Origin of the sequence: Kineococcus halophytocola (assembly GCF_041276425.1) — a bacterium.
GTDB lineage: Bacteria > Actinomycetota > Actinomycetes > Actinomycetales > Kineococcaceae > Kineococcus > Kineococcus halophytocola.
Genome location: NZ_JBGFTU010000018.1, coordinates 65,112 through 82,157, shown reverse-complemented (window position 1 = coordinate 82,157; position 17,046 = coordinate 65,112). Strand labels below are relative to the sequence as shown.

16 protein-coding genes are annotated in these 17,046 nt (G+C 74.3%); 10 read left to right on the top strand and 6 right to left on the bottom strand.

Going from position 1 to position 17,046, the window contains the following annotated elements:
- Positions 1 to 43: 43 nt before the first annotated feature.
- Positions 44 to 1,021 carry a TIGR03557 family F420-dependent LLM class oxidoreductase gene (locus AB2L27_RS15425; protein ID WP_370442370.1) on the top strand — a complete coding sequence of 326 codons (978 nt, stop codon included), beginning with the start codon at positions 44 to 46 and terminating at the stop codon, positions 1,019 to 1,021.
- 45 nt (positions 1,022 to 1,066) lie between these two features.
- Here AB2L27_RS15425 and AB2L27_RS15420 read toward each other — a convergent pair whose 3' ends face one another.
- Positions 1,067 to 2,533, bottom strand: a complete 1,467-nt coding sequence (locus AB2L27_RS15420; protein WP_370442369.1) for a CAP domain-containing protein — start codon at positions 2,531 to 2,533, stop codon at positions 1,067 to 1,069.
- Positions 2,534 to 2,838: 305 nt separating this feature from the next.
- Here AB2L27_RS15420 and AB2L27_RS15415 point away from each other — a divergent pair, with 305 nt between their 5' ends.
- The 4 genes from AB2L27_RS15415 to AB2L27_RS15400 are packed head-to-tail and all read left to right on the top strand — an operon-like array spanning position 2,839 to position 7,642.
- Positions 2,839 to 4,206, top strand: coding sequence for an extracellular solute-binding protein (locus AB2L27_RS15415; protein WP_370442368.1), 1,368 nt, complete (start codon positions 2,839 to 2,841; stop codon positions 4,204 to 4,206).
- A gap of 37 nt (positions 4,207 to 4,243) precedes the next feature.
- Positions 4,244 to 5,185 (top strand): carbohydrate ABC transporter permease, encoded by a 942-nt coding sequence (locus tag AB2L27_RS15410; RefSeq protein WP_370442367.1) that lies wholly within the window; start codon positions 4,244 to 4,246, stop codon positions 5,183 to 5,185.
- A 1-nt stretch (position 5,186) separates the two neighbouring features.
- Entirely contained in the window at positions 5,187 to 6,095 is a 909-nt protein-coding gene (locus AB2L27_RS15405) for a carbohydrate ABC transporter permease (RefSeq protein ID WP_370442366.1), read from the top strand.
- An 8-nt stretch (positions 6,096 to 6,103) separates the two neighbouring features.
- Positions 6,104 to 7,642, top strand: coding sequence for an alpha-N-arabinofuranosidase (locus AB2L27_RS15400; RefSeq protein ID WP_370442365.1), 1,539 nt, complete (start codon positions 6,104 to 6,106; stop codon positions 7,640 to 7,642).
- 3 nt (positions 7,643 to 7,645) lie between these two features.
- On the opposite strand, the gene AB2L27_RS15395 is transcribed toward AB2L27_RS15400, so the two are convergent.
- Genes AB2L27_RS15395 through AB2L27_RS15385 form a run of 3 tightly spaced genes read right to left on the bottom strand, consistent with a single transcriptional unit; the run spans position 7,646 to position 10,171 of the window.
- Positions 7,646 to 8,500: an LLM class flavin-dependent oxidoreductase gene (locus AB2L27_RS15395; protein WP_370442364.1), complete on the bottom strand. Its 855-nt coding sequence runs from the start codon at positions 8,498 to 8,500 to the stop codon at positions 7,646 to 7,648.
- A 10-nt stretch (positions 8,501 to 8,510) separates the two neighbouring features.
- On the bottom strand, positions 8,511 to 8,993 hold the full coding sequence (locus AB2L27_RS15390) for a DnaJ family domain-containing protein (RefSeq protein WP_370442363.1): 483 nt from the start codon (positions 8,991 to 8,993) through the stop codon (positions 8,511 to 8,513).
- Positions 8,994 to 9,049: 56 nt separating this feature from the next.
- Positions 9,050 to 10,171 (bottom strand): hypothetical protein, encoded by a 1,122-nt coding sequence (locus tag AB2L27_RS15385; protein ID WP_370442362.1) that lies wholly within the window; start codon positions 10,169 to 10,171, stop codon positions 9,050 to 9,052.
- A 61-nt stretch (positions 10,172 to 10,232) separates the two neighbouring features.
- Here AB2L27_RS15385 and AB2L27_RS15380 point away from each other — a divergent pair, with 61 nt between their 5' ends.
- Positions 10,233 to 11,108 (top strand): endo alpha-1,4 polygalactosaminidase, encoded by an 876-nt coding sequence (locus tag AB2L27_RS15380; RefSeq protein ID WP_370442361.1) that lies wholly within the window; start codon positions 10,233 to 10,235, stop codon positions 11,106 to 11,108.
- Here the strand turns inward: AB2L27_RS15380 and AB2L27_RS15375 are convergent.
- Positions 11,048 to 12,151, bottom strand: a complete 1,104-nt coding sequence (locus AB2L27_RS15375; protein WP_370442360.1) for a LacI family DNA-binding transcriptional regulator — start codon at positions 12,149 to 12,151, stop codon at positions 11,048 to 11,050. The genes AB2L27_RS15380 and AB2L27_RS15375 overlap by 61 nt on opposite strands.
- A gap of 93 nt (positions 12,152 to 12,244) precedes the next feature.
- Between AB2L27_RS15375 and AB2L27_RS15370 the strand changes: the two genes are divergently transcribed.
- Positions 12,245 to 12,625: a response regulator transcription factor gene (locus AB2L27_RS15370; protein WP_370442359.1), complete on the top strand. Its 381-nt coding sequence runs from the start codon at positions 12,245 to 12,247 to the stop codon at positions 12,623 to 12,625.
- A gap of 157 nt (positions 12,626 to 12,782) precedes the next feature.
- Here AB2L27_RS15370 and AB2L27_RS15365 read toward each other — a convergent pair whose 3' ends face one another.
- Positions 12,783 to 13,115: a hypothetical protein gene (locus tag AB2L27_RS15365; RefSeq protein WP_370442358.1), complete on the bottom strand. Its 333-nt coding sequence runs from the start codon at positions 13,113 to 13,115 to the stop codon at positions 12,783 to 12,785.
- 118 nt (positions 13,116 to 13,233) lie between these two features.
- Here AB2L27_RS15365 and AB2L27_RS15360 point away from each other — a divergent pair, with 118 nt between their 5' ends.
- The 3 genes from AB2L27_RS15360 to AB2L27_RS15350 all read left to right on the top strand — a co-directional run bounded on the left by AB2L27_RS15360 (position 13,234) and on the right by AB2L27_RS15350 (position 17,044).
- On the top strand, positions 13,234 to 15,363 hold the full coding sequence (locus AB2L27_RS15360) for a putative bifunctional diguanylate cyclase/phosphodiesterase (protein ID WP_370442357.1): 2,130 nt from the start codon (positions 13,234 to 13,236) through the stop codon (positions 15,361 to 15,363).
- Between the two features lie 93 nt (positions 15,364 to 15,456).
- A complete protein-coding gene (locus tag AB2L27_RS15355; protein ID WP_370442356.1) occupies positions 15,457 to 15,864 on the top strand; it encodes a YciI family protein in 408 nt (135 codons plus the stop codon).
- Between the two features lie 28 nt (positions 15,865 to 15,892).
- On the top strand, positions 15,893 to 17,044 hold the full coding sequence (locus AB2L27_RS15350) for an RNA polymerase sigma factor (RefSeq protein ID WP_370442402.1): 1,152 nt from the start codon (positions 15,893 to 15,895) through the stop codon (positions 17,042 to 17,044).
- Positions 17,045 to 17,046: the final 2 nt, after the last annotated feature.

The window sequence follows — 17,046 nt, the reverse complement described above, 5'->3', positions numbered from 1 at the left end:
GGAGCACCGGCGGCAGCAGCGAGGCACCCACCGGAGGTACACCGTGCAGATCGGCTACAAGCTCGCCACCGAGTCGTTCGACCCGAAGGAGATCGTGCGGCAGGCCGTCGCGGCCGAGGAGGCCGGGTACGACTTCGTCGAGATGAGCGACCACTACCACCCCTGGCTCGACGTGCAGGGCCACTCGGGTTTCACCTGGAACCTGCTGTCGTTCATCGCCGCGCGCACCGAGCGGATCGGCCTGGTGACCGGGGTGACGTGCCCCTCGGTGCGGTACCACCCGGCGATCATCGCCCAGGCCGCCGCGACGCTCGCGATCATCTCCGACGACCGGTTCACGCTCGGCGTGGGCGCCGGGGAACGGCTCAACGAGCACGTCGTCGGCCGCGGTTTCCCCGGTGTCGCCGAACGGCACGAACGGTTCCGCGAGGCGCTGGAGATCATCCGGCTGCTGTGGCAGGGCGGGTACCGCACCTACGAGGGCAAGCACCTGCGCCTGGAGGACGCCCGGGTGTTCGACCTGCCCGCCGAACTGCCCCGCATCGCCGTCGCCGCCAGCGGGCCCGCCTCGGCCCGCATCGCCGCCGACCTCGGCGACGGTCTGTTCGCCACCGAGCCCAAGGGCGACATGGTCGCGACGTGGAAGCAGCACGGTGGCTCCGGACCGGCCTACGCCGAGGTGCCGATGGCGTGGGCACCGGACGAGCAGCAGGCCGTCGACGCGGTGCTGGAGAAGAGCCGCTGGGCCGTGACGGGCTGGAAGGTCATGTCCGAACTGCCGAACCCGGTGAACTTCGACGCCGCGACGCAGACGGTCACGGCCGAGAACGTGCGCGCCCAGTTCGCCCTCGGCCCCGACGTCGCCGCCTACGTGCCGGTGGCCCAGCAGTTCGTCGACGCGGGTTTCGACCACCTCGTCACCCAGAACGCCGGCCCCGACCCCGACGGTTTCCTGCAGTTCGCGCGCACCGACCTGCTGCCGGCGCTGCGCGGGCTCGGCACCGGCGGGTCCGCCGGCTGAGACCCGCCGGGGACCGGCGCGGGGGACGGCGCGGGGGCCGGTCCGTCAGCGCACCCGCGCGGTCCGCGCCACCGACGGCGTCCGGACCTGCGCGGCCCCGCCGCGGACGCTCACCTGCCCGCCCTGGAAGTCCTGCACGACCGCGTCCCCGCTGCGGCGGGCCTCGGACACGGGGTACCCCAGCACCCCGGTCTCCCACCCGCGCGCGGCCCAGACGTCACGCACGGCGGCGGGGACGGCGTGCGTGCCCGAGGCCGGGGAGGAGTAGACCGACCCGCCCGTGAAGTGCTGACCGCTGCCGCCGGCCAGGAGACCGCCGAACTGCGCCGAGGCCGGGTAGCCCAGCGCACCGGCCTCCCAGCCCTGCGCGGCCCACGCCGCCCGGACCGGGCCGGCCACGACGAACGTGCCGGCGGGGCCGGCGTAGACCGACCCGCCCTGGAAGTGCGCGAAGGACCCCCCGCGCAGCGGGGCCGACGTCGTCGTGGGGAACCCCAACGGGCCGTCCTCCCAGCCGGCCGCGCCGTACCCGGCGAGCACGGCACCGCCCAGGGCCTGCGCCCCGGTGGCCGGGGACCAGTAGACGGTCCCGCCCTGGAACCGCTGCGCGAGGCCGCCGCGGACGGGGAACTCCGACCCCGTCGGGTAGCCCAGCCAGCCGTTCTCCCAGCCCAGGGCGGCCCAGCGGTCCCGGATGCCCCCGCGGACGGCGGCGGCCCCCGAGGCCGCGCTCCAGTACACCGAGCCGCCGGCGAAGTGCTGGCCGTACCCGCCCGAGCGCAGCGGGCCGAGCTCGCGACCGACCGGCAGGCCGAGGTGGCCGCCGTTGGCACCGGCCGCGGTGTACGTCGCCAGGATGGCGCCCTTGACCGGGACACCGGCGTAGCTGCGGGAGCCGTCGGGGTTCTGCGCCACCAGCGGCGTGCGGCGCGGGGAGCCGAAGTCGGCGACCCAGTACGAGCGCCACACGGTCCGGCCCCCGGAGAACAGCGTCGTGTAGACCAGCCCGATGCCGACGGCGGTGTACGTGCGGTCCTGCAGCACCGCCCGGTGCGGGTCGGACCTCATCCACGTGTCGACCGCGAGGTCGCCGTTCTCCAGGCCGCGGGTGTCGGCGTTGCCCATGTCGGCGGTCGCGACGATCTCGCCCCACCGCGGGAAGTCGGACAGCAGCCGGCCGAGGTCGGGGTTGTGCCTCATGCCGTCGCCCTGGCCGAGCGCGTCGGCCCAGTCCTGGGCGACGGTCTGCAGGGTCGGGTCCAGCGTCAGCGCCGGGGCGCCGACGGCCGCGCGCTCGCGGTTGAGGCCGTCGAGGATCTGCTGCTGCTGGGTGGCCGCGGGCACGACGGGCTGCAGCACCTGGACGGGGCCGGCGGCGACGGCGGGGGCCGCGGTCGCCACGTCCACCGCCAGCCCCGCGCACGGCAGGGCGACGAGGGCGGCCAGCACGGGCGCCAGCACGGGGCCCAGCCCGGAGGCCCGGCGGGGGCGGTGCGGAGTCAGCCTGGTCACCCCAGAGGTGTCGTCCCCGTGTCGCGGTCACGACAGCGCCCGCCGGGGCTACCCTCTCCGGGGGAGCCGCCGTCACAGCCGGTGACCGCTCTTGTCTGCGCGTCACGTCGATCGGTGGCGCGCGAGGTGGGGGTGGTCGGGCTCCCTACATCGTTGCAAGCCAACGGCACGTGGAACTATGCAGCGTTGCAAACGCGTGCTAGGTTCCGCAGCACTGATCGGGACAGAGCGGTTCTCGGTTCTCGACCAGCCGGTGCCGCCACCCGGTGACCACCGACCGCCAACGACGGCAGGGACGGACACGCGTGAACAGTCATCCCCCGACACCGGGCCCCCGAGGCCCCCTCAGCCGACGCTCCCTCCTGCGCGGCGGGCTCGCCGCCGGGGGCCTCGGCCTGGTCGCCGGGACCGCCGGCTGCGGTTCCCCGCTGGCCGCCGGGCTCGCGGGCACCCAGCTCAACCCCGGGACGGTGACCTTCTGGAACCTGTTCGCGGGCGGCGACGGCGCGCGCCTGCAGATCATGCTCGACCAGTACCGCGAGCAGCACGGCGGCGCGGACTCCCTCGTCTCGGCCACCTTCGCCTGGGGCAACCCCTACTACACGAAGGTGTCGCTGGCGACGCTGGGGAACAAGCCGCCGGACGTCGCCGTGGCGCACGTGACCCGCGCCTCCAACCTCGCCGCCGCGGGCCTGCTGGAGCCGATCACCGACGACGTGCTGGCCCTGGCCGGGCTGTCGGCGGACGACTTCAGCCAGACGGCCTGGAAGGCCTCGCAGTTCCAGGGCCAGACCTACGCCATCCCGATGGACACCCACCCCTGGGTCCTGTTCTACAACGCCGACGTGTGCAGCGCCGCCGGCCTGCTCGGCCCCGACGGGACCCTCGCCCCGATCGAGGGGGTGGAGGGCTGGGAGGCGGCGCTGACCGCCGGCAAGGAGGCCTCCGGGGGCTTCGGGGCGGCCACGGCCACGGTGGCCGACGACTCCAACAACTGGCGCTTCTTCAGCACCCTGTACCGCCAGCGCGACGGCAGCACGCCCCTGGTCGACGACGGGGGCCTGTCGGTGACCATGGACGACGAGCTGGCGATCGACACCCTGGCGACCATGCGCAGCTGGGTCGAGAAGGGGCTCATGCCGGCGACGGTCGACACCCCCGGGGCCGAGACCCTCATGTTCACCGGCCAGTCCGCGTTCTTCATGAACGGTGAGTGGGAGGTGACGACCGCCCAGAGCATCGAGGGCCTGAACTTCGGCATGAGCGCGTTCCCCACCCTCTACGACACCCCGGCCGTCCAGGCCGACTCCCACGCCTTCATCCTCCCGCGCATGGACCGCAGCGCCGAGCAGCTCGAACGCGCCATGGGGTTCGTCACGTCGATGCTGGACCAGGGGCTGACCTGGGCCGAGGGCGGGCACGTGCCCACGTACCTGCCCGTCTACGAGAGCCCGGAGTACCGCCGGATCACCCCGCAGTCGAGCTACGCCGACACGGTCGACTACGCCGTCTACGACCCGGCCGCCTGGTACTCCGGCTCGGGGTCGAATTTCGAGACGGTGGTGGGTTCGACCGTCGGGCTGGTGCAGCAGGGCCTCACGAGCCCGCAGGACGCGGTCGCCGGCATCCGCTCCACGCTGGAGACCTACGCCAACACCCCCAACCCGCTGTGACGACCCCGTCCGCCCCCGCCCCTGGAGACGACCACCGATGAGTGCACACACCGTCGGCGCGCAGCCGGCTGTCCCGACCACCCCGAGCGGTGACGCCGCCCCGGCCGGAGGCCGGCAACGCTCGGCCTGGCTGTTCATCGCCCCGTTCGCGTTCTTCTACCTCTGCTTCCTCCTCGGCCCGGCGCTCTACATGTTCGTCGCGAGCTTCTTCGACGCCTCCATCGTCAAGAGCGGCCTGGGCAACTTCATCGGCCTGGAGAACTACGCCGCGCTCGTGCGGTCGAGCGCCTTCTGGTCCTCCATGTGGCACACGCTGCAGTTCACGCTGTACACGGTGCCGCCGCTGGTGATCCTGTCGTTCGTCTTCGCCGTGCTGGCCAACCGGATGCCGCGCGGGCAGACGTTCTGGCGGCTGGCCTTCTTCACCCCCTACATCCTCCCCTCGGCCGCGATCTCGCTGATCTGGGTGTTCATCTACACCGCGGACACCGGGCTGTGGGCGACGGTGCAGAAGCTCTTCGGCGACGACTCCCCGACGCCCGTCCTGGGCACCCCGAGCATCGCCATGGTCGGCATCGCCGTCGCCACGGTGTGGTGGACGATCGGCTTCAACTTCATCCTGTACCTGGCCGGCCTGCAGGACATCCCGCGAGAGCTGTACGAAGCGGCCTCGATCGACGGCGCGACCCCGTGGCAGCAGATCCGGCACCTGACGATCCCGCTGCTCAGCCGCACCACGACGCTCGTGCTGCTGCTGCAGATCATCGCCAGCCTGAAGATCTTCGACCAGGTCTACCTCATGACCAACGGGGGCCCGGGGACCAGCACCCGCACGGCGCTGCTGTTCATCACCGACACCGGTTTCGCCGACTACCGCATCGGCGCGGCGGCCGCCGCCTCGTTCCTGCTCTTCCTGGTCATCGTGACCATCGCCGTGATCCGTCAGCTCGTCGAGCGCGCTCAGCAGAAGGGAGCCTGACATGGCGACCACGGACGCCCCCGGAGGCCGCCGTTCCGGCATCTCGGCCGCCGCCCCGCCGCGGCGGGCCGCGCAGGTCGGGACCAACGGTGGCAAGAGCTTCAACCGCGTGGCCGCGGTCCTCCTGGCGGTCTGCGCCGTCATCTGGCTGATCCCGAGCCTGTGGGCCATCAAGACCTCGTTCACGTCCAACGCGGTGTCGGCCCTGGGCACCCAGGCCATCCTGCGCGACGTCAACCCGACGCTGGCCTCCTACGCCTCCCTGCTGGGCGGGGGCGACCTGTGGAACTGGTACCTGGCCAGCTTCATCACCTCGACGCTGTCCGCGGTGCTCGTCGTGACCTTCGCCTCGATGGCGGCGTTCGCGATCTCCCGGATGCGCTTCCGCGGCCGCAACGTCGTCTTCGTGCTGCTGCTGGCCGGGATCATGGTCCCGGCCGACGTGCTGATCATCCCGATCTTCCAGCTGCTGAACTCGGTGAACCTGCTCAACACCTACTGGGCGGTGATCTTCCCGCAGGTCTCCAGCGTCATCGCGCTCTTCGTGTTCAAGCAGTTCTTCGACGGCCTGCCCAAGGAGCTGGAGGAGGCCGCCCGCCTGGACGGCGCCTCGAACTGGCGCATCTACCGCTCGGTCATCATGCCGCTGTCGCGTCCGGTGCTGTCGGCGATGGCGATCGTGACCTTCGTCGGGGTGTGGAACAACCTCATCCTGCCGCTGTTCGTCCTGTCCAACCCCGACCTCATGACCATCCCGGTCGGCCTGGCCACGGTGCAGGGCTCCTTCGGGCAGCGCTTCTCCGACATCCAGGCCTCCACCATCCTGGGCGCCCTGCCGCTCGTCGTCCTGTTCGTCATCTTCCAGCGCCGCATCGTCGAAGGTGTGGCCGGAACCGGCCTGAAGGGCTGAACCCCCACGTGACCACCCTGAACGGCGTCGTCGACCTCGACGTCGCCGGAGCCACCATCAGCCGCCACCTCTACGGGCACTTCGCCGAGCACCTCGGCCGCTGCATCTACGAGGGGTTCTGGGTCGGGGAGGACTCCGACATCCAGAACTCCGACGGCATCCGCGACGACGTCGTGCAGGCGCTGAAGGACATCAGCATCCCCAACCTGCGCTGGCCGGGCGGCTGCTTCGCCGACGAGTACCACTGGATGAACGGCGTCGGCCCGCGCGAGGAGCGCCCGTCGATGGTGAACACCCACTGGGGCGACGTCGTCGAGGACAACTCCTTCGGCACCCACGAGTTCATGCGGCTGTGCGAGCTGCTGGGCGCCGACCCGTACGTGTCGGGCAACGTCGGGTCCGGCACGGTCGCCGAGATGAGCGACTGGGTCGAGTACCTCACCCGGTCCGGGGACGCCCCGATGTCCCGGCTGCGCCGCGAGCACGGCCGCTCCGAACCCTGGACGGTGCCCTTCTGGGGCATCGGCAACGAGTCCTGGGGCTGCGGCGGCAACATGACCGCCGAGCAGTACACCCAGCTCGCCGCCCAGTTCGCGACGTACTGCCGCGACCACGACGGCAACCGGCTGTACCGCATCGCGGCCGGCCCCAACCGGGACGACTACCACTGGACCGAGACGCTGATGAAGTCGATCAGCACCCTCGGCGGGCCCGCCCGCTCCCCCAAGCACAACGGGTGGCAGGCGCTGTCGTTCCACTACTACACGCACTCCTCGGACGACTGGGACCACAAGGGCTCGGCGACGGAGTTCTCCGCCGCCGACTACCACGAGACGATGGTCCGGGCCTGGCGCATCGACGAGATCGTCCGCGGTCACGCCCGGGTCATGGACGCCTACGACCCCGAGGCCGCCGTCGGGCTCGTCTGCGACGAGTGGGGCACCTGGTGGGACGTCGAACCCGGCACCAACCCCGGGTTCCTCTTCCAGCAGAACACCCTGCGCGACGCCCTGGTCGCCGGCCTGCACTTCGACGTGTTCCACGAGAACGCGCGCCGGCTGGTCATGGCCAACATCGCCCAGACCGTCAACGTGCTGCAGGCCATGGTCCTCACCGACGGGGCGCGGATGGTCCTGACGCCGACGTACCACGTGTTCGCGATGAACGCGGGGCACCAGGACGCCACGTCCCACCCCGTCCAGGTGACGGCGGCGGACGCGACCCACGAGGGCGAGGCGGGGTCCTACCGGACGCTCACCACGACGGTCAGCTCCAGGGACGGCTCGGCCCTGGTCTCCCTGACCAACCTCGACGTCGACGGGCCGGCCGCGGTCCGCCTGGACCTGCGGGGCCGGGGCTGGGACGTGAGCCGGGCCCGCGTGCTGGCCGGGGCCTCGGTCCAGGCCCACAACACCGCGGACGCCCCGGACGCCGTGGCACCGGCGGACTTCGACGGTGCTCGCAAGGAGACCGGCCGCGAGGGCGACACCCTCGTCGTCGAGCTGCCGCCGCACTCGTTCGCGACGGTGGAACTCACCCTCTCGTGAGCCTCAGCCCGTCGTGAGCGCAGGGGTCGCGAGGACCCCGGCCAGCGCCCCGGACGGCAGTCCCCTGCCGTCCGGGCGCGGCCAGTGCACGCACACCTCGTCGTAGCCGGCCTCGGCCAGCGCCGTCGCGAACCGCGGCCAGTCCGCGTACGCGCCGCGCTCGTCGAGGCCGAGCAGCGCCACCTTCCGCACACCACCGGCCCCCTCCAGCGCGGCGAAGCGCCCGATCGGTGCCGTGAACCGGGTCACGGCCTCCTGCACCCCGTCGTCCGGGCGGGCTTCACCCTCGCCGTAGGTGACCCACCCCTGGCCGAGCCGGGCGGCGAAGCGCATCCCCCGCGGCCCGGCGGCCGCGACCGTCAGCGGCACCCCGGTCACCGGCCCCGGTACGTTCCGGGCGTCGTGGGCCGTGTAGCGCTCCCCCCGCACGTCGGTGACCCGCTGCGACAGCAGCGTGCGCAGCAGCAGCGTCCACTCCTCGAACCGGTCCTGGCGCTCGCGCGGCGTCAGCGACGGCACCCCGAGGACGGAGGCGTCGTGCGCGGACGTCCCAGCCCCCACCCCCAGCTCCACGCGCCCGCCCGAGAGCTGGTCCAGGGTCATCACCTCCGCGGCGAACGTCACGGGGTGGCGGTAGTTCGGCGACGCGACCAGCGTCCCGAGCCGGACGCGCTCGGTCGCCGTCGCGGCGGCCGCCAGCAGCGGCACCGCGGCGTACCAGGGCCCCTCGCGCAGGTCGCGCCACGACAGGTGGTCGTAGCTGAACACGGTGCGGACGCCGGCGTCCTCGGCGGCCCGGGCGGTCTCGGCGAAGGCGTGCGGGTGCAGGTCGTTGAGCACGACGCAGGAGAGGTCCACCCGCGGCAAGCTATCCCCGCCGCCGTCCGCGCTGCCACCACCGGCGGCGCGGTCCCGGTGCGGGCGCGGGCTCGGCGGGAGCCGGGCGGGACCGGTGCCAGTCCTGCACGAGCGCCTCGACGTCGAGCAGCCCCACGACGATCAACGGACCGTCCGCCGGGCGCCGGTACAGCTCCCGGACGCGGTCGTTGAAGTCCGCGACGACCGCGCGCACGGCGGCCGCGGAGACGAGCCGGGGGACGTCGCGCAGCAGCACCTCGCGCTCGCGGCGCAACGCCAGCGGGGGCGGCAGCATGGCGCTGACGTCGAACCCCTCGCGGCGGGCCTTGTCGGCGGCCCACTGCTCGGCGGAGAACTCCCGGTCCAGCCCGGCCAGGGGCTTGCCCGCCCCGGGCAGGTCCTCGAAGTCGCCGCGCTCGTGCGCCTCCCGCACCTGCCGTTCGACCCAGTCCTCGAAGGAGGTGCCGAACGGTTTGCGCCCGCCGGTGCTCACACGCCGACGCTAACCCGCTCCGGCGGCGGGCGCGTCGTCGCCCCGGGCCCGCTGCCCTACTCCTGCCCACCCTCCGGCCGGAAGAACCCGTCGACGACGTCGAGGACGGCACCGGCGGTGCCGGGCCGGGCCGTCCACGGCTCGACCGGGGACAGGACCCCGAGGTCGACGAGGCGGCGGACGACGGCCAGGGTCGCCGGCAGTTCGCCGGCCTCCTCGCTCTCCTCCAGGAACGCCCGGACCTCCCCCGCCGTCATCGGCTGCAGGACGGCGCTCGTCACGACGGACAGGGCGGCGACGATCGCGGCCGGCGAGGGGCAGTCGGCCAGGACGCCGGTGACGAGGGAGGCCAGGAAGAACGTGGCGAGGCGGTAGCGGCGGTCGGGGTCGGCGGCGTCCGGCACGAGCGCGCGGCCGTCCCGCACGACGAGCACCCCGTCGGCGACCAGGTCCAGCAGCAGGGCCACGGGGTCGACCTCGGGGACGTCGGCCAGGCGGGAGCGCAGCACCTCCACGGCCGGGCTCTCGGGCAGTTCGGTCCCGGCCAGGTCCACCCCGGCGGCCAGCTCGTCGACACCGGCCAGGAACGCGGCGACGACGTCGAGGGCCCGCAGGTCCTCCAGCCGGTCGGCCGGGGGCACCGCGGCCTCGGCCGCGGTCAGCGCGTCCAGCACGCTGCCCTGGCCCGCGACCGCGCCGCCCACCCCGCCGGAGGCGACGTCGAGGCAGTCGGCGAGCGCCTCGGGTTCACCCGCCCACTCCTCGGACTCGCCCAGGAACATCAGGTACGACGTCCACGCCAGCCGCGTCTCGTCGACCAGTTCCTGCGGGTCCAGGCCGTTGTGCTCGGCCACGGCGGGCACGATCTCGGTGAACAGCTCGGCCAGGTCACCGGGGTCGAAGGTGCGCGCGGCGGCCGGGCCCAGGTCGGCCTCCAGGCTCAGGACGAGCCAGCCGAGGGACTCCATGAGCCGGGCCTCGACGTCCTCCACGGGGAGCTCACCGGGCAGCTCGGCGGGGTCCTGCTCGCCGTCCTCGGCGCGTTCGGCCTCCAGGAAGCGCCGGAACGGCACCTGCAGGTCGCCGAGGACGCGGCCGCCGGCCCGCAGCGGGGAGAGCTGGTTCCCGGCGACGGGCTGACGGGCCGGGTGGCCGCGATGCTTCTTCTTCTTGGGCACCGTCCTGAGCGTAGACGGGTGGGCCGGACGGGTGGGCCGGACAGGTGTGCAGGATGGAGACGTGCGCGCGACGTGGCCGGCCGTGGCCCTGCTCCTGCTGACCTCCTGCGCGGGTGCCGACCCGGCCGCCCCGTCCGCGGCACCCACCCCGACCGGCCCGACCGGCCCGGCCAGCCCGACCGGCCCGGTGACGAGCTCGTCGGCAGGCGTGAGCCCACCCCCGCCGGGCGTGGTGGCCGACTACCAGCTCGGGGGCGCCTACCCGCCCGCCGCCGACGTCCGGGTCGTGGTGCGCGACCGGGAGGACGAACCGGCCGCGGGGCTGTACTCGGTCTGCTACGTCAACGCGTTCCAGACCCAGCCGCAGGAGACCGGCACCTGGCTGCGCGAGCACCCGGACCTGCTGCTGCGGGTGGACGGGAACCCGGTGCAGGACCCCGGCTGGCCCGGGGAGTTCCTGCTGGACACCTCCACGGCCGGCAAGCGCGCGGCCCTGGCCGACGTCGTGGGGGCGTGGATCGACGGCTGCGCGGACGCCGGGTTCGCCGCCGTCGAGGCGGACAACCTCGACTCGGCCACCCGCAGCGACGGGGCCCTGACGATGGCCGACGCCTACGCCTACTCGGCGCTGCTGTCGGCGCGGGCGCACGCCCGGGGCCTGGCCTACGCCCAGAAGAACGCCCCGCAGACCACGGCGGAACAGGCCCGGGCCGCGGGGTTCGACTTCGCCGTGGCCGAGAGCTGCGAGCTGTACGGCGAGTGCGGGGACTACACGGCCGTCCACGGCCGGCGGGTCCTGGAGGTGGAGTACGCCGACGACGGCCCCGAGCCGTTCGAGGCGGCGTGCGCCGCGCGCGGGGGCGAGGTGTCGGTCGTCTACCGGGACCGGGACCTGCTGCCCCGCGGCGTGCCGGGGTACGAGTTCGACCACTGCTGACCCGCGCGCGGGGACGGCGGGGGGGACGGCGGGGGGGCCGTGCTCTCGCGCGGGACGAACGCGCTGGGGACGGGCCACGGCGGCGCCTGCGGCAGCACCCCGAGGTCGTGCAGGAGCTGGCGCACGGCCCGGCGGCCGACCTCGCGCAGGTCGTGCTGCACGGTGCTCAGCCGGGGCACCGCGACCCCGGCGTGCTCGACGTCGTCGAACCCGACGACGCTGAGGTCGTCCGGGACGCGCACCCCCGCGTCCGCGCAGGCGCGCACGAGGCCGAGCGCGACCTGGTCGTTGGCCGCGACGACGGCGGTGGCGGCCGGGTCGGTGCGCAGCAGCTCGGCCCCCGCGGCGAGCCCGGAGGCCGCGCTCCAGTCCGTGACCAGCGGCTCGACGACGTCGAGCCCGCGCCCGGTGAGGAAGCCCCTCCACAGCTCCCGGCGCCGCGCGGCGGTCGCGCTGTCGGGCGGTCCGGCGAGGTGGCGCACCTGCCGGTGCCCGAGGTCGAGGAGGTGGGTCATGGCCGCCAGCAGGCCCGGCGCGGGGTCGCTCTCGGCGGTGGGCCCCTCCGTCGTCCCGGCGCCGTCCACCACCACGACCGGCAGGCCCGGCACGAGCGGACGGGGCAGGGACCGCACGAGCTCGCTCTCCACGCCGAGGACGACCGCGTCGACGCCGGCCCCGGCGAAGGAGGTGAGGGCCTCGGAGACGGCCCCCAGCGTCGGGGCGCGCAACGGGGACAGGGTCAGGGAGTACCCGTGCCGGGCGACCTCCTCGGTCATGCCGTCCAGGACGAGCACGGCTCCGTGCGTGGTGAGCGTGGAGGCGACCACGCCGATGGTCCGGTAGCGGCCGGTGGCCAGCGAGACCGCGGCCGGGTTGCGGCGGTACCCCAGGTGTTCCAGGGCCTCCAGGACCCGGGCGCGGGTGGCCGGGTCGACGTGGGGGCGGTCGTTGACCACGCGCGAGACCGTCTGGGCGGACACCCCCGCCCGGCGCGCCACGTCGATCATGCTGGCCGCCCGGTGGACCCGGTGGGGGTTCACCACGACGCGCTCCGACCGCGTGGTGAGCGTTTGCCTGTTAGCGCCCACAAAGATAACGTCCAGCGACGGTAGGGTCCGATCAGGAGCGGTTTCGCGATGGTTTCGCACGACGAGCACACACACCGCCCGGCCGGTCTGGACGGCCTGGCCACCCGCGCCAAGGTCGAGGGCGTGGTCCGGCTCGTCGTCGACGGGACCGCCCTGGTCTGCCTCACCGAGGAGGCCTTCGTCCGGCTCACCGGGCGGACCGCGCAGTCTCCGTCGGAGGAGAACCGTTCCCGCGCAGTGCATCTGACCCCCCGTGAGGAGCAGACCCTGCGCCTGGTGGGGACGGGCCTGACGGCGGCGGAGACCGCCGCCGTGCTCGGCGTGGCCGTCAACACCGTCAGCCAGCACCTCGTCGGGGCACGGCGGAAGTTCGGGGTGTCCAGCACCCGGGCGGCGGTGGAGCACGCCCGGCGCGACGGATTGATCTGATTCCGGCAACCGTCGGGGAAAACGCGGGGAAATGCCTTTCCATGACCGGCCGGACCCGCACCGCGCTGCCTGTTTCTAGACATGCTGGAAGAATACTGTGCGACTTCTAGAGGTGCGGGGCCCAGGGTCCGGGGCGCCCCGCACCGTCCTGACCGGCTCAGACGAGCCGGCGCTCGGAGTGGTTCAGCCGGGCCAGCAGGACGGTCGAGACCACGTCCCGCGAGGCGACCCCCCGGCGCACGCGCCGGCCGTCCTCGGTCACCACCACCTCCGGGGACACCACCCCGATCTCCTGCAGCGCCCGCGCCGCCTCCCGCGGCAGGACCTGACCGGGCCGCAGGGCCGCCAGCTCGGTCCGCGTCGACTCCGCCAGTCCCTGCCACCAGCTCACCACCGCCGGGTCCGGTTCCCGGCGGACGTACCCGGTGCCGCCCCAGGCCCCCGTCTCCTCGTGCTCGACCGCTCCACGTCCGTCTTCGTGCTCATCCACCCCGGAAGCGTGCGGGACGGGGACCGATCGCGCACCCCGACCCGTTCGGGCGATCACGTCGGGCCACTGCGGTGCCGTTGACGGGACGGGAACCCACCCGTCCCGGAAGGAGCGTCGCGTGCTGTCCGTGCTCATCGTGCTGCGCACGCTCGCCGTCGCCGGCGCCCTCGCGCTGCTCGTGCGGCGGATGCGCCGCGAGGTCGTCCACCGGCAGGCCTGGCGGCACTACCTGACGGCCTTCGTCCTGCTGACCGCGGCCAGTGCGCTGGAGAGCGCCGTCGTCCTATCGGGGGCGGCGGTCGGCACGAGCGGCCTGCTGCTGGCCGTCCCCCTGCGCCTGGCCAGCACGCTGGCCAGCCTGTCCCTCTACCGCGGGGTCGCCACCTGGTTCCGGCTGCGGGAGAAGACCCTGCCCGCCGGCCGCGTCGACTGGCTCGTGGGGGTCAGCTGCGTCCTGGGCGTCGCCGGGGTCGCCAACGTCGTGCTGGACGTGCCCGAGGGGGTGTCCGGTCTGGCGGCGCAACTGCGCTGGCTGCACGTCAGCTCGCTGGCCGTGCTGCTCACCGCCCTGGTCGTCGCCGCGTTCCGGATGCCCGCCCCGGTCCGCGGACGGGCCCGGGGCATCGCCGCCACGGTCCTCGTCGTCGCGGTGACCCAGATCCTCTACGTCGTGCTCGGCCCCCGCACGGAGGTCGTCCTGGCGGCGTGGGCCGGCTGGGTGCTGCTGGCCGTGGGGTTCGGCTGGCTGTCCCTGCTGCCGCCGCGCCCCGTCCCCCGGGAGCACCCCTCGACGTACGCGGTGCCGGTGGCCAGCTCGGCCGGGCTGCTGCTCGGGCTCGCGGCCGTGGTCGGCGCCGGTCTGCGCCTGGCCGAGGGTCACTGGGCCCTGGTCTTCGGCGTCGCGGCGATCGCGGGGTCCTCGGCCCGGATGGTGCGGCTCGTGCGCGACCTCGCCGACCACGACCGGGCCCGCCGCCAGGCCGGCACCGACGACCTGACCGGCCTGGCCAACCGGCGCGAGTTCCTGCGCCGCCTGGGGCTGCACTCGCAGGCGGGCGACCCGTTCGCCGTGCTGCTGCTCGACCTGGACCGGTTCAAGGAGGTCAACGACCAGCACGGGCACGCCGTCGGGGACGACCTGCTGGCGGCCACCGCGGTCCGGCTGGAGGGCGCCCTGCCGCCGGGGGCGGTCCTGGCCCGCCTCGGCGGCGACGAGTTCGCCGCGATCCTGCCCGGGGCCGGCACCGGGGACGCCGTCGGCACCGCGCGGGCGATGCTCACCGCGATCGAGGTCGGGGCCAGCATCGGGGTCGCCGACACCTGCGGCACCGAGGCCCTGACCGGCACCGAACTGCTGCGCCGCGCCGACGCGGCCATGTACGCGGCCAAGGCCGGCGGGCAGGGGGTGGCGGTCCACGACGACGCCGCCGACCGCGCCTGGCGCCGGCGGCTGGCCCTGTCCGACGACCTGCACCTGGCCCTGGGCCCGGACGCCGCGCCGGAGGCCGCCGGGCAGTTCGCGGTGCACTACCAGCCGCAGGTCTCGGCGGCCGGCACCTGCGTGGGGGTCGAGGCCCTCGTGCGCTGGCAGCACCCCCGCCTGGGGGTGCTGGCCCCCGGCGCGTTCCTGGACGTGCTCGAGGAACGCCGCCTCATGCCGGCCCTGACCGCGCTCGTCGCCCGCCGGGCCGTGGCCGACCTCGCGCGGTGGCGGGCCGCCGGTCACGACCTGCGGCTGTCGTTCAACCTCTCCAGCACCCACCTGTGCGACCCCGGGCTGCTGCCCCTGCTCGACGAGCTCGTCGCCGGCGGCGCCGACCCCGCGCACCTCGTGGTGGAGGTGACCGAGACGTCCCTGATGAACGACCCGGACCGGGCGCTGGTGACGTGCCAGGACATCACCGCCCGCGGGTTCTCCCTCAGCATCGACGACTTCGGGACGGGGTACTCCTCGCTGGCCTACCTGGCGAACCTGCCGGCCGACGAGCTGAAGATCGACCGCACGTTCACCTCCCGGGCCCTGGCCGATGCGCGCATCGCCGCCATCGTGGCCGGGACGGTCGAGCTCGCCCACCACCTCGGGCTGCGCGTGGTCGCCGAGGGGGTGGAGGACACCGCGACGCTGGACCTGCTGCGCGAGCTCGGCTGCGACGAGTCCCAGGGGTACCTGCACAGCCGTCCCGTCCCGGCGGCGGAGTTCCTGAGCTGGCTGCAGGCCCGGCAGGGGGTGACCGCCGCCGTCCGGTGAGGCCAGGATGTCGAGAACGCCGGGCCGGCTCCGACCCCGGGGTGCGCGGCGGTCACCGGGGCCGCCGGGAGGGCTCGACGAGGGAGACGGACGATGGCCAAGCACCTGCTGCTCAAGCACTACCGCGGCGCACCGGCGGGCGTGGACGACGTCCCGATGGACCGCTGGACGCCGGAGGAGGTCACGGCCCACCTGCGGTACATGGACGAGTTCGCCGACCGGCTGCGAGCGACCGGCGAGTACGTCGACGGACAGGCCCTGGCCCCGACCGGCGCCTGGGTCCGCCACGACGGGGAGGGACGGCCGCCGGTCACCGACGGGCCCTTCGCCGAGACCAAGGACCTCGTCGCCGGCTGGATGGTCATCGACGTTGACAGCTGGGACCGCGCCGTGGAACTGGCCGGGGAGCTCTCCGCGGCACCGGGCGCGGGTGGGCGCCCCCTCCACGAGTGGCTGGAGGTGCATCCGTTCCTCACCGCCCCGCCGACCGTCACGGAGTGAGCTGGTGGACGGGACGGTGGACGGGACGGTGGACGAGGCGCTGCTGCGCCGGCTCGTCCCGGAGGTGCTGACCGTCCTCGTCCGCCGCGGCGCCGGGTTCGCGGAGGCCGAGGACGCCGCCCAGGAGGCACTGCTCGACGCCGTGCGGTCCTGGCCGCGGGATCCGCCGAGGGACCCGAAGGCCTGGCTGGTGACGGTGTCGTGGCGGCGGCTGGTCGACGCCACCCGCGCCGAGGACGCGCGACGCCGGCGCGAGGAACGGCTGCAGGCCGAGCCCCCGGCGGGGCCGGTGACGTCGGACGACGACACGTTGCAGCTGTACTTCCTCTGCGCGCACCCCGCGCTCAGCCCCTCCTCGGCGGTGGCGCTGACGCTGCGGGCCGTCGGCGGCCTCACGACGCGGCAGATCGCGCAGGCCCACCTCGTCCCGGAAGCGACCGTGGCGCAACGGATCAGCCGCGCCAAGCGGACGGTGGCCCAGGCCGGTCCGGGCGGCGGCGGCGACGTGGCGACCGTGCTGCGGGTGCTCTACCTCGTGTTCAACGAGGGGTACTCCGGCGACGTCGACCTCGCCGCCGAGGCCATCCGGCTGACGCGCCGGCTCGCCGGCGTCGTCGACCACCCCGAGGTCGCGGGCCTGCTGGCGCTGCAACTGCTGCACCACGCCCGGCGCGCCGCCCGCACGGACGCGGGCGGCGCGCTCGTGCCCCTGGCCCAGCAGGACCGCGGCCGCTGGGACACCACGCTCGTCGCCGAGGGGGTCGCGGTCCTGCAGGCCGCGCTGACCCGGGACCGGCTGGGGCCGTTCCAGGCGCAGGCGGCGATCGCGGCGCTGCACGCCGACGCCCGCCGGGCCGAGGAGACCGACTGGGGGCAGATCGTCGAGTGGTACGACGAGCTGCTGCGTCTGGAGGACTCCCCCGTCGTCCGGCTCAACCGGGCCGTGGCCGTCGGGGAGGCCGACGGCGGGCCCGCGGGACTGGCCGCGCTCGCCGGTCTCGATCCGTCCCTCCCCCGGTACGCCGCCGTGTCGGCGCACCTGCACGAGAAGTGCGGGGACACCGCGACCGCCGCCGGCCTGTACGCCGAGGCGGCGCGGCGGGCGACGAACGCGCCCGAGCGCGACCACCTCGTCCGGCAGTCGGCCCGGTTGAACCGCTCGCCCGGCCCCGGGAGGTGAAC